This window comes from Streptomyces sp. NPDC104106, from assembly GCF_055584345.1.
Window position 1 is genome coordinate 804,105 of record NZ_JBVJMF010000001.1, and the last position, 24,380, is coordinate 828,484.

General features: G+C 73.1%; 21 protein-coding genes and 1 pseudogene. 2 read left to right on the top strand and 20 right to left on the bottom strand.

The window, feature by feature from the left end:
- Window positions 1-14 precede the first annotated feature (14 nt).
- The 17 genes from ACZ60X_RS03760 to hrcA form a co-directional block, all read right to left on the bottom strand.
- Window positions 15-1,034 (bottom strand): S66 family peptidase, encoded by a 1,020-nt coding sequence (locus tag ACZ60X_RS03760; RefSeq protein WP_469592849.1) that lies wholly within the window; start codon window positions 1,032-1,034, stop codon window positions 15-17.
- Between the two features lie 42 nt (window positions 1,035-1,076).
- Window positions 1,077-1,436 carry an MmcQ/YjbR family DNA-binding protein gene (locus tag ACZ60X_RS03765; RefSeq protein WP_469592851.1) on the bottom strand — a complete coding sequence of 120 codons (360 nt, stop codon included), beginning with the start codon at window positions 1,434-1,436 and terminating at the stop codon, window positions 1,077-1,079.
- Entirely contained in the window at window positions 1,433-2,728 is a 1,296-nt protein-coding gene (locus ACZ60X_RS03770; protein WP_469592854.1) for a hemolysin family protein, read from the bottom strand. Before ACZ60X_RS03770 ends, ACZ60X_RS03765 begins: the two co-directional genes overlap by 4 nt.
- A gap of 16 nt (window positions 2,729-2,744) precedes the next feature.
- Window positions 2,745-3,242 (bottom strand): rRNA maturation RNase YbeY, encoded by a 498-nt coding sequence (ybeY, locus tag ACZ60X_RS03775; RefSeq protein ID WP_030657030.1) that lies wholly within the window; start codon window positions 3,240-3,242, stop codon window positions 2,745-2,747.
- A gap of 12 nt (window positions 3,243-3,254) precedes the next feature.
- Window positions 3,255-4,334 carry a PhoH family protein gene (locus tag ACZ60X_RS03780; RefSeq protein WP_469592856.1) on the bottom strand — a complete coding sequence of 360 codons (1,080 nt, stop codon included), beginning with the start codon at window positions 4,332-4,334 and terminating at the stop codon, window positions 3,255-3,257.
- 627 nt (window positions 4,335-4,961) lie between these two features.
- On the bottom strand, window positions 4,962-6,119 hold the full coding sequence (locus ACZ60X_RS03785; protein WP_469592858.1) for a carbohydrate kinase family protein: 1,158 nt from the start codon (window positions 6,117-6,119) through the stop codon (window positions 4,962-4,964).
- Window positions 6,120-6,224: 105 nt separating this feature from the next.
- Complete coding sequence (locus ACZ60X_RS03790) at window positions 6,225-7,514, bottom strand: glucarate dehydratase family protein (RefSeq protein WP_469592861.1); 1,290 nt, start codon at window positions 7,512-7,514, stop codon at window positions 6,225-6,227.
- 172 nt (window positions 7,515-7,686) lie between these two features.
- The gene (locus ACZ60X_RS03795) at window positions 7,687-8,691 is read right to left on the bottom strand and encodes an adenosine deaminase (RefSeq protein WP_469592863.1); all 1,005 of its coding nucleotides are present in this window, start codon (window positions 8,689-8,691) and stop codon (window positions 7,687-7,689) included.
- Between the two features lie 20 nt (window positions 8,692-8,711).
- Window positions 8,712-9,617, bottom strand: a complete 906-nt coding sequence (locus ACZ60X_RS03800; protein ID WP_469592865.1) for a ribonuclease Z — start codon at window positions 9,615-9,617, stop codon at window positions 8,712-8,714.
- Between the two features lie 6 nt (window positions 9,618-9,623).
- A complete protein-coding gene (locus ACZ60X_RS03805; protein ID WP_469592867.1) occupies window positions 9,624-9,977 on the bottom strand; it encodes a histidine triad nucleotide-binding protein in 354 nt (117 codons plus the stop codon).
- 52 nt (window positions 9,978-10,029) lie between these two features.
- Window positions 10,030-13,227 (bottom strand): S41 family peptidase, encoded by a 3,198-nt coding sequence (locus tag ACZ60X_RS03810; RefSeq protein ID WP_469592870.1) that lies wholly within the window; start codon window positions 13,225-13,227, stop codon window positions 10,030-10,032.
- Window positions 13,228-13,273: 46 nt separating this feature from the next.
- On the bottom strand, window positions 13,274-13,828 hold the full coding sequence (locus tag ACZ60X_RS03815) for a hypothetical protein (protein WP_469592872.1): 555 nt from the start codon (window positions 13,826-13,828) through the stop codon (window positions 13,274-13,276).
- An 89-nt stretch (window positions 13,829-13,917) separates the two neighbouring features.
- Complete coding sequence (locus ACZ60X_RS03820; RefSeq protein ID WP_469592874.1) at window positions 13,918-14,310, bottom strand: VOC family protein; 393 nt, start codon at window positions 14,308-14,310, stop codon at window positions 13,918-13,920.
- Window positions 14,311-14,328: 18 nt separating this feature from the next.
- Window positions 14,329-15,075, bottom strand: a complete 747-nt coding sequence (locus ACZ60X_RS03825; protein ID WP_469592876.1) for a 16S rRNA (uracil(1498)-N(3))-methyltransferase — start codon at window positions 15,073-15,075, stop codon at window positions 14,329-14,331.
- Window positions 15,072-16,148 carry a nitronate monooxygenase gene (locus ACZ60X_RS03830; protein WP_469592878.1) on the bottom strand — a complete coding sequence of 359 codons (1,077 nt, stop codon included), beginning with the start codon at window positions 16,146-16,148 and terminating at the stop codon, window positions 15,072-15,074. Before ACZ60X_RS03830 ends, ACZ60X_RS03825 begins: the two co-directional genes overlap by 4 nt.
- A gap of 234 nt (window positions 16,149-16,382) precedes the next feature.
- Complete coding sequence (gene dnaJ / locus ACZ60X_RS03835; protein WP_469592880.1) at window positions 16,383-17,519, bottom strand: molecular chaperone DnaJ; 1,137 nt, start codon at window positions 17,517-17,519, stop codon at window positions 16,383-16,385.
- The gene (hrcA, locus tag ACZ60X_RS03840; protein WP_469592882.1) at window positions 17,520-18,536 is read right to left on the bottom strand and encodes a heat-inducible transcriptional repressor HrcA; all 1,017 of its coding nucleotides are present in this window, start codon (window positions 18,534-18,536) and stop codon (window positions 17,520-17,522) included.
- A gap of 168 nt (window positions 18,537-18,704) precedes the next feature.
- On the opposite strand from hrcA, the gene ACZ60X_RS03845 reads away from it, so the two are divergent.
- Both ACZ60X_RS03845 and ACZ60X_RS03850 read left to right on the top strand, forming a co-directional pair.
- On the top strand, window positions 18,705-19,427 hold the full coding sequence (locus tag ACZ60X_RS03845) for an MBL fold metallo-hydrolase (protein WP_469592884.1): 723 nt from the start codon (window positions 18,705-18,707) through the stop codon (window positions 19,425-19,427).
- 34 nt (window positions 19,428-19,461) lie between these two features.
- On the top strand, window positions 19,462-20,334 hold the full coding sequence (locus ACZ60X_RS03850; protein WP_469592886.1) for a DUF3097 domain-containing protein: 873 nt from the start codon (window positions 19,462-19,464) through the stop codon (window positions 20,332-20,334).
- On the opposite strand, the pseudogene ACZ60X_RS03855 reads toward ACZ60X_RS03850, so the two are convergent.
- The 3 genes and pseudogenes from ACZ60X_RS03855 to ACZ60X_RS03865 all read right to left on the bottom strand — a co-directional run bounded on the left by ACZ60X_RS03855 (window position 20,312) and on the right by ACZ60X_RS03865 (window position 24,272).
- A pseudogene (locus ACZ60X_RS03855) lies at window positions 20,312-20,883 on the bottom strand (Uma2 family endonuclease). The gene ACZ60X_RS03850 and the pseudogene ACZ60X_RS03855 sit on opposite strands and share 23 nt — an antisense overlap.
- Window positions 20,884-21,171: 288 nt before the next feature.
- On the bottom strand, window positions 21,172-22,404 hold the full coding sequence (gene hemW / locus ACZ60X_RS03860; RefSeq protein WP_469592888.1) for a radical SAM family heme chaperone HemW: 1,233 nt from the start codon (window positions 22,402-22,404) through the stop codon (window positions 21,172-21,174).
- A 47-nt stretch (window positions 22,405-22,451) separates the two neighbouring features.
- On the bottom strand, window positions 22,452-24,272 hold the full coding sequence (locus ACZ60X_RS03865) for a SpoIIE family protein phosphatase (protein ID WP_469593021.1): 1,821 nt from the start codon (window positions 24,270-24,272) through the stop codon (window positions 22,452-22,454).
- Window positions 24,273-24,380: the final 108 nt, after the last annotated feature.

Genomic DNA, 24,380 nt, shown 5'->3' on the forward strand with positions numbered 1-24,380 from the left:
GCCCCGCCACGGGGTCAGTGCAGGGTCTGGGTGATCGCGCTCCGCGCCGCCGTGTGCACCACGCGGCCGCGCGCGCCGTTCACCAGCGGCAGGAAGGGCGCGACATGCCCGCACTCGACGTCGGCGACGATCGGCACCCCGAGCGGTCCGAGCGCGTCGAGCACCGCCTCGTACTGGGTGAGGGTGGGGCGGTCGGGGGCGTGGGTCCGGCCGACGAGGACGGCGCCGGCGCGGTCGAAGAACCCGGCGAGACGCAGGCCGTGCAGATTGCGGCAGATGGTGAACGCGTTGTCCTCGCAGGCCTCGACGTACACGAGCAGCGGCTCGTCCCCGGCGAAGCCGGCGGTGTCCAGGTACGGCGTCCCCGCGACGTTGACGAGGGTCTCGATGCAGCCGCCGATCAGCCGTCCCTCGACGTCGACGTCACCGCCGCCGTCCAGCCGGGTCCAGGAGCCCTCCGCGTCCAGGGTGAACTCCCGCACCTCCGGGTCGCGCCGCCAGTCGTCGTAACCCCCCGACCGGTACCGGCCGGGGGGCACCTGGGTGAACGGCTCGCCCTGCGGCGCGGCCACGATGTCCAGCCAGGAGGCGAGCCCCTGCGGCGTCCGGTACGGGGTGTCCATGAGGTTGGTGCCGTGGACGGTCGCGACGCCGGTGAGCAGGGTCAGCGGGGTGATGATCGTGGACATGTCCGAGTAGCCGACGACCCAGGTCGGCTCGGCCCGTCCGATCGCCTCGAAGTCGAGGAGCGGCAGGAGGTCGACGGCGGTCTCCCCGCCCCACGGCGGCACCACGGCCCGGACCGCCGGATCGGTGAGCATGTCGGTGAGTTCGGCGGCGCGCTCGGCAGCCGGGGCGCTGAGGTGGGTCGAGCCGTCCATGCAGCGGCCGACGACCACCTCGTACCCGCGCGCCTCGATGTCCCGGACCGCGACGTCGAGCCGCCCCCGCAGTTCCTCCGCCACCCCGCTCGACGGGGAGGTCACACCGACACGGTCACCGGGGCGCAGGGGGCGCGGATAGCGAATCGTCATACACCGGATGCTCTCGGGCGGCACCAGGGACCCGCAACGGAATTACGACCGGTCCAGCCGCAGCCGCTCCGCACGCGGCAGCCCCGCGACGACCAGGTCGTACGAGTCCTCGATCAGCTCCCGGACCAGCCGCGCCGGCAGGCCCCCGTCCACCGTGACGGTGTTCCAGTGCCGCTTGTTCATGTGCCAGCCGGGCACGATCAGTCCCTCGTGCTCCCCGCGCAGCCGCACCGCGTCCTCCGGGTCGCACTTGAGGTTGACCGTCAACGGCCGCCCGCCCAGGTTCGACAGGGCGAACATCTTGCCCAGCACCTTGAAGACCGACGTCTCCGGGTTGAACGGGAACTCCTCCACGGCGGTGTTGAAGGACAGGCAGAAGGCGCGCAACTGGTCGGGGGTCACTCGGGTTTCTCCTCGTCCTCCGTGCCGGAGGGTTCCACCAGCACCGTGACGATCTTGTTGCGGCGGCCCGCGGCGGCCTCCGCCGTGAGCTTCAGGCGGCGCTCGTCGGGCAGTTCGACCTCGGCGGACGCGCCCGCGATGGGCACGCGGCCGAGGGCCTTGGCGAGCAGTCCGCCGACGGTCTCGACGTCCTCGTCGTCGTACTCCTCCAGCCCGTACAGCTCGCCGAGGTCGGTGATGTCGAGCCGGGCGGTGACCCGGAAGCGGTTGTCGCCGAGGTCCTCCACGGGCGGCAGCTCGCGGTCGTACTCGTCGGTGATCTCGCCGACGATCTCCTCCAGGATGTCCTCGATGGTGACGATGCCGGCGGTGCCGCCGTACTCGTCGATGACGACGGCGACGTGGTTGCGCTCCTTCTGCATCTCGCGCAGCAGGTCGCCGGCGTTCTTGGTGTCGGGCACGAAGACGGCCGGGCGCATGGCGGTGGAGACCAGGTCGCTCTCGGCGTCGCGGCTGATGTGCGTCTTGCGGACCAGGTCCTTCAGATACACGATCCCGACGATGTCGTCCTCGCTCTCGCCGGTCACCGGTATCCGGGAGAAGCCCGAGCGGAGCGCCAGCGTCAGCGCCTGGCGGATGGTCTTGAAGCGCTCGATGGTGACCAGGTCCGTCCTCGGCACCATCACCTCGCGCACCAGTGTGTCGCCGAGTTCGAAGACCGAGTGCACCATCCGGCGCTCCTCGTCCTCGATCAGCGACTCCTGCTCGGCGAGGTCGACGAGGGCGCGCAGCTCCGCCTCGGAGGCGAACGGCCCGCGCCGGAAGCCCTTGCCGGGCGTCAGGGCGTTGCCGATCAGGATGAGCAGCGACGGGATCGGGCCCATCACGCGCGCGAGCGGCACGAGCACGTACGCCGCCGCTGTCGCGGTGTTGAGGGGGTGCTGGCGGCCGATGGTCCGCGGGGAGACGCCGACCGCGACGTACGACACGAGCACCATGACCCCGATGGCCACCAGCAGGGCCTCCCAGGTGGCGGTGGACGCCTCCAGGCAGGCGTAGGTCACCAGGGCCGCGGCCGCCATCTCGCAGGCGACGCGCACCAGCAGGGCCAGGTTCAGATAGCGGGTGGGGTCCGCGGCGACCTGGGCGAGCTTGGCGCTGCCGCGCCGGCCGGACTTGACGGCCTCCTCGGCGCGGAAGCTGGAGACGCGCGCGAGGCCCGCCTCCGCGCAGGCGGCGAGCCAGGCGGCGACGACCAGCGCGATCGCGCCGATCACGATCTGCGGGGACATGGACGGACCAGCCCGCCTACGAGACCGTCGGCGCCGGCGACGGTCCGGTCAGGCCGCGCTCGGCCCGCCAGCCGTCGACGATGGCGGCCTGGAGCCCGAACATCTCCGCCTTCTCGTCGGGCTCCTCGTGGTCGTAGCCGAGCAGGTGCAGCACGCCGTGGACGGTGAGCAGCTGCAGCTCCTCGTCCATGGAGTGCTGCGTCGGGGCCTCCGCCCCCTGCTTGGCGGCGACCTCGGGGCACAGCACGATGTCGCCGAGCAGCCCCTGCGGCGGCTCGTCGTCGTCCTTGGACGGCGGCCGCAGCTCGTCCATCGGGAACGACATGACATCGGTGGGCCCCGGCAGGTCCATCCACTGGATGTGCAGCTGCTCCATGGCGTCGGCGTCCACGACGATCACCGAGAGCTCGGACAGCGGGTGGATGCGCATCCGCGCGAGCGCGTAGCGGGCGATGTCGAGGATCGCCTGCTCGTCGACCTCGGTACCGGACTCGTTGTTGACGTCGATCGACATGGTCGTGCTGGTCTACTTCCCCTTGGAGCCCTTGGCACCGGGCTTGCCGTGGCCGTCCTTGTGGGTGCCGTTCTCGGTGCCGTACTTGCTGTCGTACTTCTCGTACGCGTCGACGATACGGCCCACCAGCTTGTGCCGTACGACATCGTGGGACGACAGCCGGGAGAAGTGGACGTCCTCGACGCCCTCCAGGATCTCCTGCACCTGCCGCAGACCGCTCCTGGTCCCGCCCGGCAGATCCACCTGGGTCACGTCACCCGTGATCACGATCTTCGAGTCGAAGCCGAGGCGGGTGAGGAACATCTTCATCTGCTCGGGGCTCGTGTTCTGGGCCTCGTCCAGGATGATGAAGGCGTCGTTGAGGGTCCGGCCGCGCATGTAGGCGAGCGGCGCGACCTCGATGGTCCCCGCCGCCATCAGCCGCGGGATCGAGTCCGGGTCGAGCATGTCGTGCAGCGCGTCGTACAGCGGGCGCAGGTAGGGGTCGATCTTCTCGTAGAGCGTGCCGGGCAGGAAGCCGAGCCGCTCGCCCGCCTCCACCGCCGGCCGGGTCAGGATGATCCGGTTGACCTGCTTGGACTGCAGGGCCTGAACGGCCTTGGCCATGGCCAGGTAGGTCTTGCCCGTACCGGCGGGGCCGATGCCGAAGACGATGGTGTGCTTGTCGATCGCGTCGACGTACCGCTTCTGGTTGAGGGTCTTCGGGCGGATGGTCCGCCCCCGCGAGGACAGGATGTTCTGCGTCAGCACCTGGGCCGGGGTCTCCGGGCCGTCGCTCGTCCCGTTCTCGCTCGCCTTGAGCATGGCGATCGAGCGTTCCACTGCGTCCTCCGTCATCGGCTGCCCGGTGCGGAGCACCAGCATCATCTCGTCGAACACGCGCGAAATGAGGGCGACGTCGGCGGGATCGCCGGCCGCGCTGATCTCATTGCCCCGGACGTGTATGTCGGCCGCCGGGAAGGCCCTCTCGATCACGCGCAGGAGGGAGTCGCCGGAACCCAGCACGGTCACCATGGGGTGCTGGGCGGGGACGGTGAACTGCGCTCTCGCCTGCTCCTGCGCGGGGGTGTGAGCTGTGGATGTCTGTGTCATGGGCCGGCGCTGAGGCCTGCGCTTCCTCCTCGTCACGGCCGCCTGGCTGAGGGCGGCCTCGCGATTCCAGGGTACGACGGTGCGCCGACAACCCCGTATGCCTTTTCCGTGACCGTCCCCCACCGCCGCCCCGGCTACCCCACATCCCCGACACCACCACGAGACCCCGCTCCCAAACCCACCACGCCCCCTGCGTCCCCCCTCCCGGCTGTCCACACACCCTCGTACCTGCCACACCGCCACCCCCGGCTCCTCCACGCCCCGACACCAGCACCACCAGCGGCCACCTCCGGCGCCTCCCACACCGCCGTTCCAACGCCGCCCTCCGGCTCTCCCGCATCCCCGACACCGCCACCGCCACCGCCACCGCCACCGGCCCCGCTTCCCACGGTCTCCACCTACCGCCCCCGGCTCCCCCAGGCGCCGCCGGCCGCCCCCGCCCCCGAACAGCCCCGCTCCCCCAAACCCGCGGACGCCACTCACCGACGCCCTCGCCCTTCGCCCCCGGCCTCTCGCCCACCGCGACGTCTCCGCGCACCCCAGCACCGGGCGCCCGCCGTCCAGCCGACCGAGACGGGTGGGCGCGTGGGCGAAGAGGGGGTGCAGGGGGCGGAGCCCCCTGGGACGTCAGCCGGAGCGGCGGAAACCGATGGTCGGCACCGCACGCCGCAGCGGCCACGGCCGGTCCAGCTCCTCCGGCACGAGCCCGTCCAGGAACGCGTACCGCTGCAACGCCGCCGGATCCTGCCCCGGCAGGGACTGCACCCGGCGCCACCACGCCCCGATCTCCGACCACCCCGGCGCCGACAGCGATCCCCCGAACTCCTGCACCGACAGCGCCGCCGTGAGCCCGGCGAACGCCAGCCGGTCGGCCAGCGGCCACCCCGCCAGGGACCCGGTCACGAACCCGGCGACGAACACGTCCCCCGCCCCGGTCGGATCCAGCGCCTCCACGGCGATCGCGGGCACCTCGGCGGCCTCGCCCGTCCGCCGGTCCACCGCGTACGCCCCCTCCGAACCCAGCGTGACCACGGCCACCGGCACGTGTTCGGTCAGCGCGTGCGCTGCGACGCGCGGGCAGTCGGCACCCGTGTACCGCTTCGCCTCCTCGGCGTTCGGCAGGAACGCCTCGCAGTGCCGCAGGTCGGCGAGCCCCGACAGATCCCACGCCCCGGTGTCGTCCCAGCCGACGTCGGCGAAGATCCGGGTGCCCTCGCGGGCGGCCTGCGCGATCCAGGACGCGCGCGTGCCCGGCGTCAGGGAGGCCACGGCGGCCCGCGCGCGGGGCGCGCGAGCCGGCGCGCCCCCCTGGGGGAACACCGCCTCCGGCGGCGGCTCGTGCCCGTGCGACACCATCGTCCGCTCGCCCTCGTACGCCATCGACACGGTCACCGGCGAGTGCCAGCCGGGCACGGTCCGCGAGGCCGTGAGGTCGATGCCCTCGCCCTGTGCGAGCGCGTCCCAGCAGTACTCGCCGTAGTGGTCGTCGCCGAAGGCCGCCGCGAGGGAGGTCCTCAGCCCGAGCCGGGCGAGCGCGGTGGCCATGTTGGCGACGCCGCCGGGGCTGGAGCCCATGCCCCGGGCCCAGGACTCGGTGCCGCGCACGGGCGCCGAGTCCAGGCCGGTGAAGATGATGTCGAGGAAGACCGTGCCGGTCAGGTAGACGTCCCAGGGCGGGTCGCCGGGCGCGCGCAGCGCGGCGAGGGGGTCGACGTGGACCTGTCGGCTCCCGGCCTGGGTGAGGTGGTCCGGTTCCTCTCCGGCGATCGTGTGCGAGGCGGTCACGGTGCGCTCCCTGACGTGGTGCGGGTCTGGCCAGTGTGCACCACGTCACTCCGCGGATCGCCGGTTACGGCCACCCCGCGCACCGCTCCGCCCGGCCCGCCGGTCTCACCAGCGCGGCATCACCGGCTGCCGCCACCCCGGTTCGCCGGTCCGCATCGCCGCCGCGTCGTCGCGGTCGCGCAGCGCGCCGTCGTCCTCGGCCCACCGTCGGTGCAGCCGGTCCAGTTCGTCGCGGTCGAGCGCGACGCCGAGGCCCGGCGCGTCGGACACCGCGACCCGCCCGCCGTCGAAGACGAGCCGTTCGGTGAGGACGTCCTCCGACTGCCAGGGGTAGTGGGAGTCGCAGGCGTGGTGCAGGTTCGGCACCGTGGCGGCCACCTGGGTCATCGCGGCGAGGCTGATGCCGAGGTGGGTGTTGGAGTGCATGGACACGCCGACCCCGAACGCGGCGCAGATCGCGGCGAGTTCGCGGGTGTTGCGCAGCCCGCCCCAGTAGTGGTGGTCGGAGAGGACCACCTGGACGGCGTCCTTGGTGAACGCCTCCTTGATCTCCCCGAAGGTGGTCACGCACATATTGGTCGCGAGCGGTACGTGGGTCCCCGCCGCCACCTCGGCCATCGCCGGGGTGCCCAGCGTCGGGTCCTCCAGGTATTCGAGGACGTCCCCGAGTTCCTCCGCCACCTTCAGCGAGGTCTCGACGGACCAGGCACCGTTGGGGTCGAGGCGCAGCGGGTGCCCGGGGAAGGCCTCGGCGAGGGCGCGTACGGCCGCGATCTCCTCCTCCGGCGGGAAGACACCGCCCTTGAGCTTGAACGACGTGAAGCCGTAGCGCTCCTTGAACGTCCGTGCCTGCGCCACGACGCCCGCCGGGTCGAGGGCGGCCCCCCAGTCGTCGGGCTCGGCGGCGACGCCCGCCGGGTGGCCGGCCCACTTGTAGAACAGGTAGGCGCTGTACTCGACGGTGTCGCGCAGCTTGCCGCCGAGCAGGGCGTGCACGGGCAGCCCGAGCGCCTTGCCCTGGGCGTCGAGGCAGGCGACCTCGAAGGCGGAGAGCACGGACAGCCGCAGCTTGTCGGCGCTCTGCACGCCGCGCAGGCCGCCCGCGTCGACCTGGCCCTGGACCCGGGACTCGTCGACGCCGAGGTCGAGGGCGAACAGATCGTTCACATCCATGACCGACCGCCCGGTGAGCCGCTCGGCCAGCGAGCGGGCCGGCTCCAGGTACTTGGTGTCGCCGTAGGTCTCGCCGAGCCCGGTGATCCCGTCGGCGGTGACGATCTCCACGATCAGGCGGGGGGTGTACGGCTGGTGCACGCCCTGGGTGTTGAGCAACGGCGCGTCGGCCACCAGGATCGGCGTCAGGCGTACCTCGGCGATGGTCAGATCACGGGTCACGGGGCGGCTCCTACGAGGTCGAGTCCAGCGGCGAGCCGGGCCTTGAGGTCGGCGAGGCGCGAGTGGCTTCTACATATGAGAACCGAGATTAGATAGGCGAATCACGATCGTCAACGGAACCGTCGCCGTCCGGACCGCGAACGGCCGGGACGGCGACGGCCGGCTATCTCGCTCAGGACAGGCCGTCGCCGAAGTCGTACGCCTCCACCTCGGCGAGGTAGCGCGCCCGGCGCTCCTCGTCATCCTCCAGGAAGGAGGCGAGGAAGGAGTTGCGCGCCAGCTCGCGCAGCCGGTCCTCGGTCAGACCCAGGGTGCGGTGGACGGCAGCGAAGTTGTCGCCCGCGTAGCCGCCGAAGTAGGCCGGGTCGTCGGAGTTGACCGTGCACATGAGGCCGGCGTCGAGCATGGCCGGCAGCGGGTGGTCGGCCAGGGTGTCCACGGTCCGCAGCCGGACGTTGGACAGCGGGCACAGGGTCAGCGGGATCCGCTCCCGGACCAGCCGCTCGACCAGCGCCGGGTCCTCCACGCAGCGCAGCCCGTGGTCGACGCGCTCCACGCCGAGCACGTCGAGCGCCTCGGTGATGTACTGCGGCGGCCCCTCCTCACCCGCGTGCGCCACGCGCCGCAGGCCCAGCGCGGCGGCGGCCTCGTACACCTCCCGGAACTTCACCGGCGGATGCCCGACCTCCGCGGAGTCGAGTCCGACACCGGTGATCCGGTCCAGGTAGGGCGTCGCGGCCTGGAGGGTCTGCATGGCCGACTCGGCGGACTCGTCCCGCAGGAAGCACATGATGAGCTTCGTGGAGACGCCGTGGACGCGCTCGCTGTCGCCGAGCGCCCGCCACAGCCCCTCCACGACCGTGCCCAGGGCCACGCCCCGGGCGAGGTGGGCCTGCGGGTCGAAGAAGATCTCCGCGTGCCGCACGCCCTGCGCGGCGGCCCGGGCGAGATAGGCGTCCGCCAGGTCGGCGAAGTCCTGTTCGGTGCGCAGGACGGCCATCAGCTCGTAGTAGAGGTTCAGGAAGGACTGCAGGTCGTCGAAGTCGTACGCCGTGCGCAGCTCGCCGGTGTCCGCGTACGGGAGGGTCACGCCGTTGCGCGCGGCCAGCTCGAAGGCGAGTTCCGGCTCCAGGGTGCCTTCGATGTGGAGGTGCAGTTCTGCTTTCGGGAGGGGCATCAAAGCATCGTACGGGCGCTTTACCGCCGTTTCGGAACCGCCACCCGCAGCAGATCGTGCGCCACGCTCAGCTCCCCGTCGAAGCCGGCGGCCCGCGCCTGCCGCTCGAACTCCTCCGGATCGGAGTAGCGCTGGCTGAAGTGGGTGAGGACGAGGTGCCGTACGCCCGCGTCCCGAGCCACGGCGGCGGCCTGCCCGGCGGTCAGATGGCCGTGCTCCGCGGCCAGTTCGACGTCCTCGTCCAGGAACGTCGACTCGATGACCAGCAGGTCGCAGCCCTCCGCGAGCGCGTGCGCCCCGTCGCACAGCCGGGTGTCCATGACGAACGCGAACCGCTGCCCGCGCCGCACCTCGCTGACGTCCTCCAGCGTGACGTCCCCGAGCCGCCCCTCGCGCTGGAGCCGGCCGACGTCCGGGCCCGTGATCCCGTGCGCGGCGAGCCGGTCGGGCAGCATCCGGCGGCCGTCGGGCTCGGTGAGGCGGTAGCCGTAGGACTCGACCGGGTGGGACAGCCGGCGGGCCTCGAGGGTGTACGACGCCGTCACCGCGAGGACGCCGTCGGCGCGGACCGGCGCCTCGGTGACACCGACCGTCTCCCGGTAGGCCGTCGCGTACCGCAGGCGGTCGAAGAAGCGCTGCCCGGAGCGCGGGTAGTGCGCGGTGACCTCGTGCGGCACCTGGTCGAGATTGATCCGCTGGATCACACCGGCGAGGCCGAGGCAGTGGTCGCCGTGGAAGTGGGTGACGCAGATCCGGTTCAGGTCGTGGGCGGCGGCCCCGGCGCGCACCATCTGGCGCTGTGTGCCCTCGCCGGGGTCGAAGAGGATGCCCTCGCCGTCCCACCGCAGCAGATAGCCGTTGTGATTGCGGTGCCGGGTGGGGACCTGGCTGGCGGTGCCGAGGACCAACAGTTCACGTACGGACACGACGACCTATCCGGGGGGCCATTCCAGGCCACGGCCGCCGAGGACGTGTGCGTGGGCGTGCCACACGGTCTGGCCGGCGCCGGGGCCGGTGTTGAAGACGATGCGGTAGCTGTCGAGCTTCTCCTCGTCGGCCACGGCCTGGGTCTCGGCGAGCACGTCGGCGGCGGCCTGCGGCGCCCGGGCGGCGAGGGCGGCGGCGTTCTCGTAGTGGACCTTCGGGATCACCAGGACGTGGGTCGGCGCCTGGGGGTTTATGTCCCGGAAGGCGAGGGTGGTGTCTGTCTCGCGGACGACCGTCGCCGGGATGTGTCCCGCGACGATCTTGCAGAACAGGCAGTCGTCCTGCGGTTCGCCTGGCATCGCGTGTGCGCTCGCTTTCGCCGGTGATCAGTACGGGGGCATCGTAGTCGTTTCAGGTGGGCAGCCCGGGTGGGATTTTCGCGGGCCGCTCCTGAAGCGCCTCCAGCGCGAGGCGGATCGCCGCGTCCAGTTGGGCGTCCGTGCCCGCCGCCCAGTCCTGGGGCCGCTGGACGACCTCCACGTCCGGGTCCACGCCGTGGTTCTCCAGGTCCCAGCCCTGTCCCTCCAGCCAGATCGCGTACTTCGGCTGGGTGACCAGGGTGCCGTCGACCAGGCGGTAGCGGCTGTCGATGCCGATCACGCCGCCCCAGGTGCGGGTGCCGACGACCGGGCCGATGCCGAGGGCCCTGATGGCCGCGATGACGATGTCGCCGTCGGAGCCGGAGAACTCGTTGGCGACGGCGACGACCGGGCCGCGCGGGGCGTCCAGGGGGTAGCTGGTGGGGCGCACGCCCCGGGGCATGTCCCAGCCGATGACGCGGCGGGCCAGCTTCTCGACCACGAGCTGGGAGGTGTGGCCGCCGCGGTTCTCGCGGACGTCGACCACCAGGCCCTCGCGGGCGACCTCGACGCGCAGGTCCCGGTGGATCTGGGCCCAGCCCGGCGCCTGCATGTCGGGGACGTGGAGGTAGCCGAGGCGGCCGCCGGAGGCCGCGTGGACGTGGGCGCGGCGGTCGGCCACCCAGGCGTGGTAGCGCAGCGGTTCCTCGTCGGCGAGGGGGACGACGACCGTGTGGCGGGGCTCGCCGCCGCCCGCCGGGGAGACGGTCAGCTCGACCGGGTGGCCCGCCGTGCCCACGAGCAGCGGCCCGGGGCCCGTGACCGGGTCGACCGGGTGGCCGGCGACGGCGACGATCGCGTCGCCGGGGCGGACGGCGACACCGGGCGCGGCGAGCGGGGACCGGGCGTCCGGGTCGGAGGTCTCCGCCGGGAGGATCCGGTCGATGCGCCAACTGCCGTCCGCGTGGCAGGAGATGTCGGCACCGAGCAGTCCGTGCCGGGCGCCGCCGCGGCCACCGGGGGGAATGACGTAGGCGTGCGACGTGCCGAGTTCGCCGTGCACCTCCCAGAGCAGGTCGGTCAGGTCGCTGTGGGTGGCGAGGCGGGAAAGGAGGGGGCGGTAGCGGTCCAGGACGCCCGGCCAGTCGGCACCGCCGAGGTCGGGGCGCCAGAAGTGGTCGCGCATGAGGCGGCCGGTCTCCTCGTACATCTGGCGCCACTCGGCGGCCGGGTCGAGGATCTGCCGGATGCGGCCGAGGTCGACGGTGACGCTGGTGTCGCCGTCGTCGTCGTTGCCGGTACGGCGGTCGCTCGGGACGACGCGCAGCCGCTCGTCGCTCCACAGCAGGACGCGTTTGCCGTCGCCGCTGACCTCGAAGTGGTCGGCCTCGGAGGCCAGGTGCTCCAGGCGCCGCTGGGCGAGGTCGTAGCGCTCCAGCTCGGTGTGCGGGCCGGGGTCCTCGGGGTGGGCGCGGGTGGCGCCGAGGACGCCGTGCACGGGGTGGCGCAGCCAGAGGACGCCGTCCTTGGCCGCGCGCAGGGTGGAGTAGCGGCCGGCCTCCACCGGGAACGGCACGATGCGGTCGGCGAGGCCGTCGAGGTCGATGCGGGTGGCGGGGGTGCCCTCGCTGTCGGGGGTCTCGTCCTTGTCCGGCGTATCGAAGGGGCGGCCGTGGCGCTGCGGGCCGAACGGCGAGGGCGTGGTGGCGGCCAGCGTGATCAGGTGCGGGCGGGCGCCGACCACGAAGGCCAGGTCGAAGACGTGCTCGTCGTAGACGGGGTCGAAGGCGCGGTTGGACAGGAACGCGAGGTGTTTGCCGTCGAGGGTGAAGGCGGGGGCGTAGTCCTGGAAGCGCAGGGGGGTCGCCTCGGTGACCGACAGGTCGGTGGTGTGGGCGAGACGCAGCTGGGAGAGCGGGCGGGGGCCGGGGTGCGCCCAGGCGAGCCAGGCGGAGTCGGGTGAGAAGGCGAGGCCGGAGACCTCTCCGTCGTCGCTGCGGTCCACCTCGCGGACCTCGCCGGTCTCCCGTTCGACGAGCAGCAGCCGTCCGTCGTGCGCGGCCACGGCGGCGCGGCTGCCGTCGGGGGCCATGGCCAGCTCCAGGACGCGGCCGAGCTGTCCGGCGGCGAGGCGGCGCGGGGTGGCGCCGGGCACGGTGCCGGTGGCGGGGGCGAACTCCAGGGCGTCGTCGCCCTCGGCGTCCGTCACCCACACCACCCACTCCTCGCCGTCGGCGCGGAAGGCGCGGGGCAGCCGGGCGCGGACGCCGGGGGTGGCGGCCAGGGCGCGGGCGGGCCCGGAGCGGTGGGTGACCCAGTGGATCCCGCCGCGCACGCAGACCGCGCTGCCGCGCGCGGTGTGGTCGGGGGAGGCGGCCCCGAACCAGCGGGCGGCGGTCACCGGTCGCGGGCGCAGGTCGACGCGGGGCCCGCCCAGGCGCACGTCCAGCCGGCGCGGCTCGGCGCCCTCCAGGTCGTCCAGGAGCCAGAGTTCACCGGCCGAGCTGTAGACGACCCGGGTGCCGTCGCCGGAGGCGTGCCGGGCGTAGAAGTCCCCGAGGGGCGTGTGGCGGCGCAGGTCGGAGCCGTCGGCGAGGGAGGAGTACAGGGCGCCGGTGCCCTCGTGGTCGCTGAGGAAGGCGATGCGCTCCCCCGCCCACACCGGGCACTCGATGTTCCCGTCGAGGTCGGCGTGGAGGCGGGCGAACTCCCCGTCACCCTCGCGGTCGATCCACAACTTGCCCGCGGTACCGCCCCGGTAGCGCTTCCAGTAGGCGGCCTCGCGGCCCATCTGCGCGGACAGCAGCACGGTGGCCGGGCCGAACGCCACGTCGCCGACCGGGCCGTAGGGCAGGGGCTCGGCGGGGCCGCCGTCCAGCGGGACGGCGTGCGCCCAGCTCTGGCGGAAGCTGGGGCGGCCCTGCGCGCTGAGCGCGAGCACCCGCCCGTCGGCGGTCCAGCCACGCACCTCGGTACGGCGGTTGCCCCAGTGCGTCAGCCGGGCGGCGGGGCCGCCGTCGACGGGGGCGACATGCACCTCGGGCGCGCCGTCGCGGGTGGAGGTCCAGGCGAGGTGGCGCCCGTCCGGGGATATGCGGGGCGTGCTCACCGGCGTGTTGTCGGCGCTGACCCGCCAGGCCCGGCCGCCGCCGAGGGGCGCGAGCCATACGTCGTCCTCGGCGACGAAGGTCACCGACTCGCCGTGCAGATGGGGGAAGCGGAGATAGCCCGTCGAAGCACCCTGAGTCACCCGGTCACTGTACGCAGTGACCGGCGTGTCCCGCCCGGGATTCGGTTCACTTGCCCTGGGCGGGCCAGCACGTCGGGTCGCCCTTGCACCACAGGGTGCGGGTGACGGTGACGGTCACGGTGGGCCGCGCACCGCCGGGGTGGTAGGTGGGCGGCTTGTACGTCGGCCCCGGTGTGGCAGCGCAGTCACCGAGCCCGCTCACGTGGAACACCTGCCGGCCGCCGACCTCGGCGGTCAGGTCCCCGCGCACGCACGCCCCGTCGACGGCCCTGGTGACCTTCCCGGTGACGGTGATCTTCCGCCGGTCCCTGGTCTCGCCCCTGCAGTCGACGGAGACGACATCGGTCTGGGTCGGGGTCGGCGTGCCGGCCGCCTTGCCGCTGCTGCCGTAGTCACCCGTGCAACTGAGCCAACTGACGTCCACGTGCTGCTGTTTCAGCCTGGCCGTCGCGGTCGTACCGGTGGTGTAGGCGGCGGCCGAGGCGTTGAGATCGGACGGCTGACAGGCCACCAGCGCACCACCGGCCACGACGGCCAGCCCCGCCGCGGCCGCGGCTCGTGCGGGCCGCGGGAGACGGCGCGTCCTCCTGAATGCCCCCATGAAGGGCAGCGTGCCACCGACTCCGGCGGAGCGGAAGGCCCGCTTACGGCCACTCATCCGTTCGGGGCACCAGTCCCTTCGGTCCCGGTTCACCCCCGGAGCAGCAGCCACTGCTGAAGCTCCACCAGGTTCCCCTCCGGGTCCTTGAGGTGGGCGACGCGCATCCGGTCGGTCATGGGTGCCGGGCCGTGCAGCAAGGTGGCGCCCCGGGAGGTGATCTCCGTGGCGTAGGCGTCGAGGTCGTCGACGCGCAGGACGACCAGGGAGCGGTGCCCGGTCGCGGTCTCGCCCAGTTCGTCGAGGATCTCGGCCATCATCGCCCGGTCCTGGAGGGCGATCCCGGCGGAGCCGGTGTGCGGGCTGAACTTCTCGTACGGGCCCTCGGCCGCGCCGGACTGCGGCTTCAGGCCGAGGACGTCGGCGTAGAAGCGGTAGCAGGCGGCGAAGTCGGTGACCAGGAGCCGGACTTGGGCGAGTTCCACGGTGTCCCCCAGGTGGTGTCAGGACCAGCGGCCGGTGCGGCCCAGCAGCAGGGCCGCGGCGGCGCTGCCGGCGGTGGATGTGCGCAACACGGTGGGCCCGAGCACGTACGGCCGCGCGCCCGCCTCCTCGAAGAGCGCCAACTCGTCGCGCGCGACGCCGCCTTCGGGGCCGACCACCAGGACGATCTCGCCCTCGGCGGGCAGTTCGGCGGTGGCCAGCGGCCGGCCTGCCTGCTCGAAGTCGGAGTGGAGCACGGCGGCGAGGTCGGCTTCGGCCAGAAGTGCGGCGACCTGCTTGGTGGTCGCCGCGTCCGCGACCTCGGGGAAGCGGACCCGGCGGGACTGCTTGCCGGCCTCGCGCGCGGTGGCCCGCCACTTGCCGAGGGACTTCAGACCCCGCTCGCCCTTCCACTGCGTGATGCACCGGGCCGCCTGCCACGGCACGATGGCGTCGACGCCGACCTCCGTCATCGTCTCCACGGCGAGTTCGCCCCGGTCGCCCTTGGGCAGGGCCTGGACGACGGTGATGCGGGGGCTGGGCGCCGGCTCCTCGGACACGCCGCTCATGTGCACGATCAGCCGGTCCTTGCCCTCGCTGCCGATCACCTCGCACACCGCGTACCGCCCGGCGCCGTCGGTGAGGACGACCTCCTCGCCGGGCCGCAGCCGCTTGACCGAGACCGCGTGCCGGCCCTCGGGCCCGTCCAGGACGTACCGGCCGCTGTCCGCGTCGAAGTGCTCGACGAGGAAGACGGGTGCGGTCATCGCCCGTCACCCCCGTCCGACAACGCTGTCCGGGCGGCGGCGAGTTCGGCCGCCAGCGCCTCCACCAGTTCACCGGCGGGCAGGTCCCGGGCCAGCAGGTGGCCCTGGCCCGCCCACAGCGCCATGCCCTGCGCGTCCCCGGCCTTGGCGGCGGCCTTGCGCAGCGGCGAGGTGAGGTGGTGGATCTCCGGGTAGGCGGCGGGGGCGTACGGGCCGTGCTCGCGCAGGAAGCGGTTGACCAGCCCGCGCGCCGGTCTGCCGGAGAAGGCGCGGGTCAACTCGGTGCGCGCGAACAGGGGGTTGGTCAGCGCCTGCTTGTGCAGGGCGTGGGCGCCGGACTCGGGGGTGGCGAGGAAGGCGGTGCCGAGCTGGGCCGCGCTCGCGCCGGCCGCGAGGACGGCGGCGATCTGGCTGCCGCGCATGATGCCGCCGGCGGCGACGATCGGCAGGCTCACGGCCTCCCTGATCTGCGCGACCAGGGACAGCAGCCCGATCCCGGAGCCGCCGTTCTCGGGCAGGTCGCGGTGCGTGCCCTGGTGACCGCCGGCCTCCACGCCCTGCGCGACCACCGCGTCCGCCCCGGCCCGCTCCACGGCGCGGGCCTCCTCGACGGTGGTGGCCGTGACCAGGGTGACGGTGCCGGCCCGGCGCAGCCGGTCGAGCACGTCCCGGCCGGGCACCCCGAAGTGGAAGGAGACCGCCGGTACCGGGTTGTCGAGGAGTACGGCGAGCTTGGCGTCGTAGCCGTCGTCCCGGCCGCTGTCCGGATCGCCCAGCTCGGTCTCGTACCAGGCGGCCTCGCCGGCCAGCTGATGCGCGTAGACCTCGACGGCACCTGACTCGGCGTGGTCCGACTGCGGCATGAACACGTTCACGCCGAAAGGGCGGCTCGTGAGCCCGCGCAACTGCTTGATCTCCTGGTACATCCCGTCGGCGGTCTTGTAACCGGCGGCGAGGAATCCGAGACCACCGGCCTCGGAGACGGCGGCGACGAGCTGCGGCACGGAGACACCGCCCGCCATGGGGGCCTGCACGATCGGGTGAGGCAAGAGATCGGTCAGCGCGGAGGACATGCCCGCATGGTGTCACGTCCTTCGAACAAGTCCGAATCGGGGCGTCCGACGGCATAGGACAGGGGCATACGGGCCGCCTGAGCACCCCGTACGCCCCTCCGCCAAGCCCTGATCACCGCCTGCTCAGCGACCGTTGAACGCGTCCTTCAACCGGCTGAACAGCCCCTGCTGACCCGGCTGACCGTGCCTGCCCGGGGGACAACCCCCGGACCCCCGGCCCCCCGACAGCTCGCGTCAGCGACCGTTGAACGCGTCCTTCAACCGGCTGAACAGCCCCTGCTGACCCGGCTGGAACTGTCCCTGGGGGCGTTCCTCGCCGCGCAGTTTGGCCAGCTCGCGGAGCAGGCGTTCCTGCTCGGGGTCCAGCTTGGTCGGGGTCTGGACCTCGACGTGGACGACCAGGTCGCCCCGGCCGCCGCCGCGCAGATGGGTGACGCCCCGGTTGTGCAGCGGGATCGACTGGCCGGACTGGGTGCCGGGCCGGATGTCGACCTCCTCCATGCCGTCGAGGGTCTCCAGCGGCACCTTGGTGCCGAGGGCCGCCGCCGTCATCGGGATCGTCACCGTGCAGTGCAGGTCGTCGCCGCGCCGCTGGAAGGTCGCGTGCGGCAGCTCGTGGATCTCGACGTACAGGTCGCCGGCGGGACCGCCGCCGGGGCCGACCTCGCCCTCACCGGCGAGCTGGATCCGGGTGCCGTTGTCGACACCGGCCGGGATCTTGACGGTGAGGGTGCGGCGGGAACGGACCCGGCCGTCGCCCGCGCACTCCGGGCACGGGGTCGGCACGACGGTGCCGAAGCCCTGGCACTGGGGGCAGGGGCGCGAGGTCATGACCTGGCCCAGGAAGGACCGGGTGACCTGCGAGACCTCACCGCGGCCCCGGCACATGTCACACGTCTGGGCGGTCGTGCCCGGCGCCGCGCCCTCACCGTTGCAGGTGTTGCAGACGACCGCCGTGTCGACCTGGATGTCCTTGGTCGTCCCGAAGGCCGCCTCGTCCAGCTCGATCTCGATCCGGATCATCGCGTCCTGGCCGCGCCGGGTGCGCGAGCGCGGGCCGCGCTGCGACGCCGTACCGAAGAACGCGTCCATGATGTCGGAGAAGTTGCCGAAGCCGCCGGCCCCGAAGCCGCCCGCGCCGGCGCCGCCGGACTGCGAGAGCGGGTCGCCGCCGAGGTCGTAGACCTGCTTCTTCTGCGGGTCCGACAGCACCTCGTAAGCGGCGTTGATCTCCTTGAACCGCTCCTGGGTCTTCGGATCCGGGTTGACGTCCGGGTGCAGCTCGCGCGCGAGCCGACGGAACGCCTTCTTGATCTCATCCTGCGACGCGTCGCGGCGCACGCCGAGAACGGCGTAGTAGTCCGTGGCCACTTACGACTCCGCCAGGATCTGTCCGACGTACCGTGCCACTGCGCGTACCGCTCCCATCGTTCCCGGATAGTCCATGCGGGTCGGTCCGACCACGCCGAGCTTGGCAACCGCCTCGCCGCCCGAACCGTAACCGACCGACACCACGGAGGTGGAGTTGAGTCCCTCGTGGGCGTTCTCGTGGCCGATGCGCACGGTCACACCCGGATCCTTGGCCTCGCCGAGGAGTTTGAGGAGCACGACCTGCTCCTCCAGCGCCTCCAGCACCGGCCGGATCGTGAGGGGAAAGTCATGTCCGAAGCGGGTGAGATTGGCGGTGCCGCCGATCATCAGCCGCTCCTCGTTCTCTTCCACGAGTGTCTCCAGGAGAGTGGAGAGCACCGTGGAGACCGTACCGCGGTCCTCCGGATCGAAGGCGTCCGGGAGGTCCTCGACCAGCATCGGCACGTCCGTGAACCGGCGGCCCGCGACCCTGCTGTTGAGCCGGGCCCGCAGATCCGCCAGCGAGGCCTCGCCGAACGGCGCCGGGCAGTCGACCATCCGCTGCTCGACCCGGCCGGTGTCCGTGATCAGCACGAGCATCACGCGCGCGGGGGCGAGCGAGAGCAGCTCGACGTGCCGGACGGTGGACCGGGTCAGGGACGGGTACTGCACGACGGCGACCTGCCGCGTGAGCTGCGCGAGCAGCCGCACGGTGCGGGCCACGACGTCGTCGAGGTCGACGGCGCCCTCCAGGAAGTTCTGGATGGCCCGCCGCTCGGGCGCGGTCATCGGCTTGACGCCCGCGAGCTTGTCGACGAACAGCCGGTAGCCCTTGTCGGTGGGGATCCGCCCGGCGCTGGTGTGCGGCTGGGCGATGTACCCCTCGTCCTCCAGGGCGGCCATGTCGTTGCGGACGGTCGCCGGGGAGACCCCGAGGCTGTGCCGCTCGGTCAGGGCCTTGGAGCCGACCGGCTCCTCGGTGCCGACATAGTCCTGGACGATGGCGCGCAGCACCTGGAGCCTGCGTTCACTCAGCATGCGCGCGCACCTCCAGCACGTCGTCCCTCAACCGCTCGGCCGTCGGGTCGGCCGCCTGGCACTCTTCCCATGCGAGTGCCAGCCTTCCCGCGCCCAGTGTACGGCTGCCGGGTACACCCGGGGCAAGGTCGGTGCCCTCGTCCCGGCTCGTAGGGCTAGCGTCGCGGTATGACGGTGACTTGGGAAGAGCTGGGGTGGCAGCGGCTGGCCGCCGGGGTCGGGCGGTGCCGGCTGCCGGGCTGGGACTGCACGGCGGGCCTGGTCCTCGGCGAGGGTACGGCGCTCATGGTGGACGCGGGGTCGAGTCTGGCCGAAGGCGCGCGGCTGCGGGCGCGGGCCGAGGAACTGGCCGGCGGCCGTGTGACCCATCTCGCGCTCACCCATCCCCATTTCGACCATGTCCTCGGGGCACCGGCGTTCGCCGGGGCGCAGGTGTACGCGGCGGTGGGCGTGGACGCGGTGTTCGTCCACGAGCGCGAGGAGCTGCGCCTGGACGCGATCAGGAACGGGCTGCCGGTGGCCGAGGCGGACGAGGCGGCGGACGCGCTGGTCCCGCCCGGCCACCACGTCAGCGGGGAGTGGACCCTGGAGCTGGGCGCCGGCCGCCAGGTGCTGCTGGCCAACGTCGGCCCCGGCCACAGCGCGCACGATCTGGCGGTCCTGGTCCCCGGCGAGCGCGAGGTGGTCTTCTGCGGCGACCTGGTCGAGGAGTCCGGCGAGCCCCAGGCGGGCCCGGACGCCGTCCCGTCGCAGTGGCCCGCGGCCCTGGACCGGCTGCTGGCGCTGGGCGGCGAGGACGCGCTGTACGTACCGGGTCACGGAGCGGTGGTGGACGCGGGGTTCGTCCGCCGGCAGCGCGATCGGCTGGCGGCGCGTTTCGGCGTGTCGTGAGCGCCGCTCCACGACTTCTCCTATCGTCACTCGAATGCGCCCACCCGTCCCCCGCCACCGCCCCTCCAGCGAGGGCCCTTCGGGCCCGCCCCCTCGTACGTACTCCGCCGACCTGACCCCGCCGTGGAAGAAGCCGAAGCCCGTGCCGGAGGTACCGGCGGAGCCGGGCCTGGTGGTGGAGGAGCCCGGCACCGGTTTCTGCGGCGCGGTGATCCGCTGCGAGGCGGGCACGGTGACGTTGGAGGACCGGTTCGGCAAGCACCGGGTCTTCCCGCTGGAGCCGCGCGGCTTCCTGCTGGAGGGACGCGTGGTCACCCTCGTACGGCCGTCGTCGGGTGCCCCGGTCCGGCCCGCCCGTACCGCCTCCGGCTCGGTCGCCGTCCCCGGCGCCCGCGCGCGCGTGGCCCGCGCCGGCCGTATCTACGTCGAGGGCCGGCACGACGCCGAACTCGTCGAGAAGGTCTGGGGCGACGACCTGCGGATCGAGGGCGTGGTCGTGGAGTACCTGGAGGGCGTGGACGACCTGCCGGGGATCGTCGCGGACTTCGCCCCGGGTCCGGACGCGCGGCTGGGCGTCCTGGTGGACCACCTGGTCCCGGGCACGAAGGAGTGGCGCATCGCCGAGTCGGTGACCAGCGAACACGCGCTGGTCGTCGGCCACCCCTACATCGACATCTGGGAAGCCGTGAAGCCGGCCGCACTGGGCATCCCCGGGTGGCCGAAAGTGCCGCACGGACAGGACTGGAAGACGGGCGTGTGCCGGGCGCTGGGCTGGCCGTCGGAGAACACGGGCGCGGTGTGGCAGGCGATCCTGAAGCGGGTCGGGTCCTACAAGGACCTGGAGCCGGAGCTGCTGGGGCGCGTGGAGGAGCTGATCGATTTCGTCACGGGTAGCGGTGGGGTTTGACGTTCTTGTAGGTACCGAACTCGGTGGTGTCCAGTTCGAGTCCCAGATCCTCCAGCGGCAGAGGAGCCCCGAACTTGGTGATCTGTTGCCTCTGGTAGTCGGCGTGCTCGCCCTTCCCGACGGGCATCGTCAGCAGGACGCACTGTGCCATGATCGGGTCCACGATGAGATACGCCGACACCTCGCCGGCGGCATAGATCGACCGCTTGATTTCGTAGTCCCGCTGGTCTTCGAAACCACCTCGACCACCATCGTGACCAACTGGGACGGCAGCAGACGGCCTGATTCCGGGGCGGTACCGCGTTCCAGCACCACCAAGTCCGGAATGGGCTCGCTGGTCTCATCGATGATGTCCACGTCGGTCACCTGAAGCCGTTCCCAGCGCTTACGCGGGATCTGGTCCGCCACGTCCGCCACGATCCGGTTGTGCACCAGATCGGGAGTCGCCATCATCACGATTTCCCCCCGGAGAAGCTCGGCCTTGACGCCCTCGGGAGGCTGGAACTCCTCGAAGAACTTGGCAATCCCACGCTCGTCCACAGCGGTCATCTCCGTGGCCTCCACATCCGCCGCGTTCTTTTGGCGGCAGCCTACGAACCAGGCTAGTGCCCCGGCAGGCGACGTTTGCCCGTCACGGAGCGGCGTCCGGTGCGTGCCGTCGGCGTGCCGGCCGGAAGTCCTCGTACTGGGCGTACGTGGGCTTTCGGCCGGTGCGGCGAGTGGGGGCACCTCCCGCGCAGCGGGGGAGCGTGCCGGGCGTCGCGACCGGGCGAACGTCGCCTGCCCGGGCACTAGAGACCGAACCGGCGTTCCGGGGCCATTCACTCGCCCGAGTGATCAGTCCACCAGGTCCCGCACCACCGCGTCCGCCAGCAGCCGCCCCCGCAGCGTCAGCACGGCCCGCCCCTCCCCGTACGGCCCTTCCTGGAGCAGCCCCTCCCCCAGCGCGCGCCGGGACGCCGCCAGGCCCGCCTCCCTCAGCAGGGACAGCGGCACCCCCTCGCGCAGCCGCAGTTCCAGCAGGATCCGCTCCACCCGCCGGTCCTCCTCGGAGAGGATCTCCCGGCCCGCGCCCGGTGAGCGGCCGGAGGCGAGGGCCGCCGCGTACGCCCCCGGGTGCTTGACGTTCCACCAGCGCACCCCGCCCACGTGCGAGTGCGCCCCCGGGCCCGCGCCCCACCAGTCGGCGCCGCGCCAGTACAGCTCGTTGTGCAGGCAGCGCCCGGCCTCGGAGGTGGCCCAGTTGGAGACCTCGTACCAGTCGAAGCCCGCCTGCGACAGGACCGACTCCGCGATCAGGTAGCGGTCGGCGTGGACGTCGTCGTCGGTCATCGGGACCTCGCCCCGGCGGATGCGGCGCGCGAGCTGCGTGCCCTCCTCCACGATGAGCGCGTACGCGCTGACGTGGTCCGGGCCGGCCCCCAGCGCCGCCTCCAGCGACGCCCGCCAGTCGTCGTCGCTCTCGCCCGGGGTGCCGTAGATCAGGTCGAGGTTGACGTGCTCGAAGCCGGCCGCCCTCGCCTCCGCGACGCAGGCCTCGGGGCGGCCCGGGGTGTGCGTGCGGTCGAGCACGCGCAGCACGTGCTGACGCGCGCTCTGCATGCCGAAGGAGATCCGGTTGAAGCCGCCCTCGCGAAGGGTGGCCAGGTACGCGGGGTCCACGGACTCCGGGTTCGCCTCCGTCGTCACCTCCGCGTCCGGCGCCAGCCCGAACTCGTCGCGGATCGCGTGCAGCATCCGTACGAGATCGCCGGCGGCCAGCAGCGTCGGCGTGCCGCCGCCGACGAAGACCGTGCGGACCTCGCGGGGGTCGTCGCCGAGCACCTTGCGCGCGAGGCGGATCTCGTCGGTCAGCGTCTCGGCGTAGTTGTCGCGGGAGGCCAGCACCCCGCCCGTGCCGCGCAGCTCGGTCGCGGTGTAGGTGTTGAAGTCGCAGTAGCCGCAGCGGGTCGCGCAGTACGGGACGTGCAGGTAGAAGCCGAGCGGGCGGTCCGGGGCCCCGGCGAGCGCGGACGCGGGCAGCGCGCCGTCGGCGGGGACGGGCTCGCCGTCGGGGAGTGCGGAAGGCATGTCCCCATTGTCCAGCACCCGCGCGGTCGCTCCGCCTGGCGCGGGTGTCACTCCGCCTGGAGCACCAGCAGCGCCAGGTCGTCCTCGGGCTGGCCGCCGCCGAAGTCGTGCACCAGGCGGCGGATCCTTTCCGCGATCCGCTCGGCGCTCAGCCCCGCGCAGCCGGACAGGGCGCGGGCCAGCCCGTCGCCGTCGTCGAACTGGCGGGAGCCGCAGCGCCGCTCGGTCACGCCGTCGGTGACGCAGAGCAGGCTGTCGCCGGGCCGCAGGTCGAGGGTCTCGCTGGTGTAGGTCTCGTCCTCGATCACGCCGAGGAGCGTCTGCGGGCGGGCCGCCGTACGCACCGTGCCGTCCGGGCCGAGCACGAGCGGCAGCGGGTGGCCGGCCGAGGCCAGGGTGCAGCGGACCCCGCCCTCGTACGGCGTCAGCTCGCCGTAGAGCAGGGACAGGAAGCGGGTCTGCGCGCCCTCCCCGGGGGCCACGGGGTGCCCGCCCGCCGCGACCAGGGCGCGGGCGGCGGCGTCGGCGGCCTCGGTGGCGTCGTCGAGGAGGAGCTGGTTGAGGCGGTCGAGGACGTCGGCGACGCGGTAGCCCTCGCGGGCCAGGAGGCGCAGCCAGGGCCGGGCGAGGCCGATCACGACGGCCGCCTCGGGGCCCTTGCCCTGGACGTCGCCGACGGCGAAGCACCAGCGGCCGTCGCCCGCCGGGAACAGGTCGTAGAAGTCGCCGCTCGGGCCGCCCTTGTCGCACGGCTCGTACACGAGCGCGCTGCTCATCCCGGGGATCTGGGCGACCGCGCCGGGCAGCAGACCGCGCTGGAGGACGGCGCTGATGGTGGCCTGGCGGGCGTACTGGCGGGCCGCGCCGATGGCGAGCGCCACCCGGCGCCCCAGGTCCTCCACGAGTCCGGTGACCTCGTCGGGGAAGCCGGCGGGCCCGGACCGGCCGATGACCAGCGTGCCGAGCGGCCGGCCGCCCGCGATCAGCCGGTACGCCAGCGCCGTGCCGTCGGCGCCGCGCGGGCCGAGCGCGTCGCCGGGCCAGGGGTACGGCTCGGGGCCCGAGCGCAGTGCCTCGCGCGGGGCGAGCGGCTCCTTCACCAGGGCGCGGTGCAGTTCCTCGACGTGGCCCTCGCAGGCGTGCCAGACCCGGGCGGGTCCGTCGGCGACGCCGCCGCGGGCGCTCGCCTCGTCCTCCAGCCAGACCGCGCACCACTCGGCGAGCCGGGGCACGATGAGCTGGCCGGTGAGCGCGGTGACCAGGGACTCGTCCAGCTGCCCGGCGAGCAGGTCGGAGGCCTCGGCGAGGAAGGACAGCGCGCCCCGGCCGAGCCAGTCGGCGTCGCCGTCGGCGCGCAGCGGCTGCGGGGCCAGCTCCGCGGCGGCCTCCAGGGCGGGCACCGGCGCCGGTCCGTCCGGCTCGTCCACGCCGCCCGGGGGCAGCCGCGCCCAGACGGTCTTGGTGCCGGCGCGGTAGGTGACGCCCCAGGACTCGGCGAGCGTGGCCACAAGCCGGAGGCCGCGCCCGTGCTCGGGGGTGTCGTACGGCGCTTCGGCGCCGACCGGGTCGCGCGGGGCGCGGGAGGGGTGCCGGTCGCCCACCTCCACGGTGAGCGCGCCGGTCTCCTCCAGCCGCCACTCCACCTCGACATCCGTACCGGCGTGCACGACGGCGTTGGTGACCAGCTCGCTGACGATGGCCAGGGCGTCGTCCACGAGCCGCGCCGCCAGGCCCGGCTCCTCGGCCAGCGCGGCCCGCACCAGCGCCCGCGCCGAGCCGGGCGCAAGCGCACTCCCGGGCAGCACCGCCCGCCCCCGCGCCTCCCGGGGCCGGGGCTCGCTCTCCCGCTGCGTGGGTATGGCCGCCATGTCCATGCGGCCAGGGTGACAGACAGGGGGCGATCAGAAGCGCTGAGTTATCGAAGTGGCCAGAAGAGGGCGACTTTTGAACGCGGGTGAGCGTCGCCCCCTCTGTCG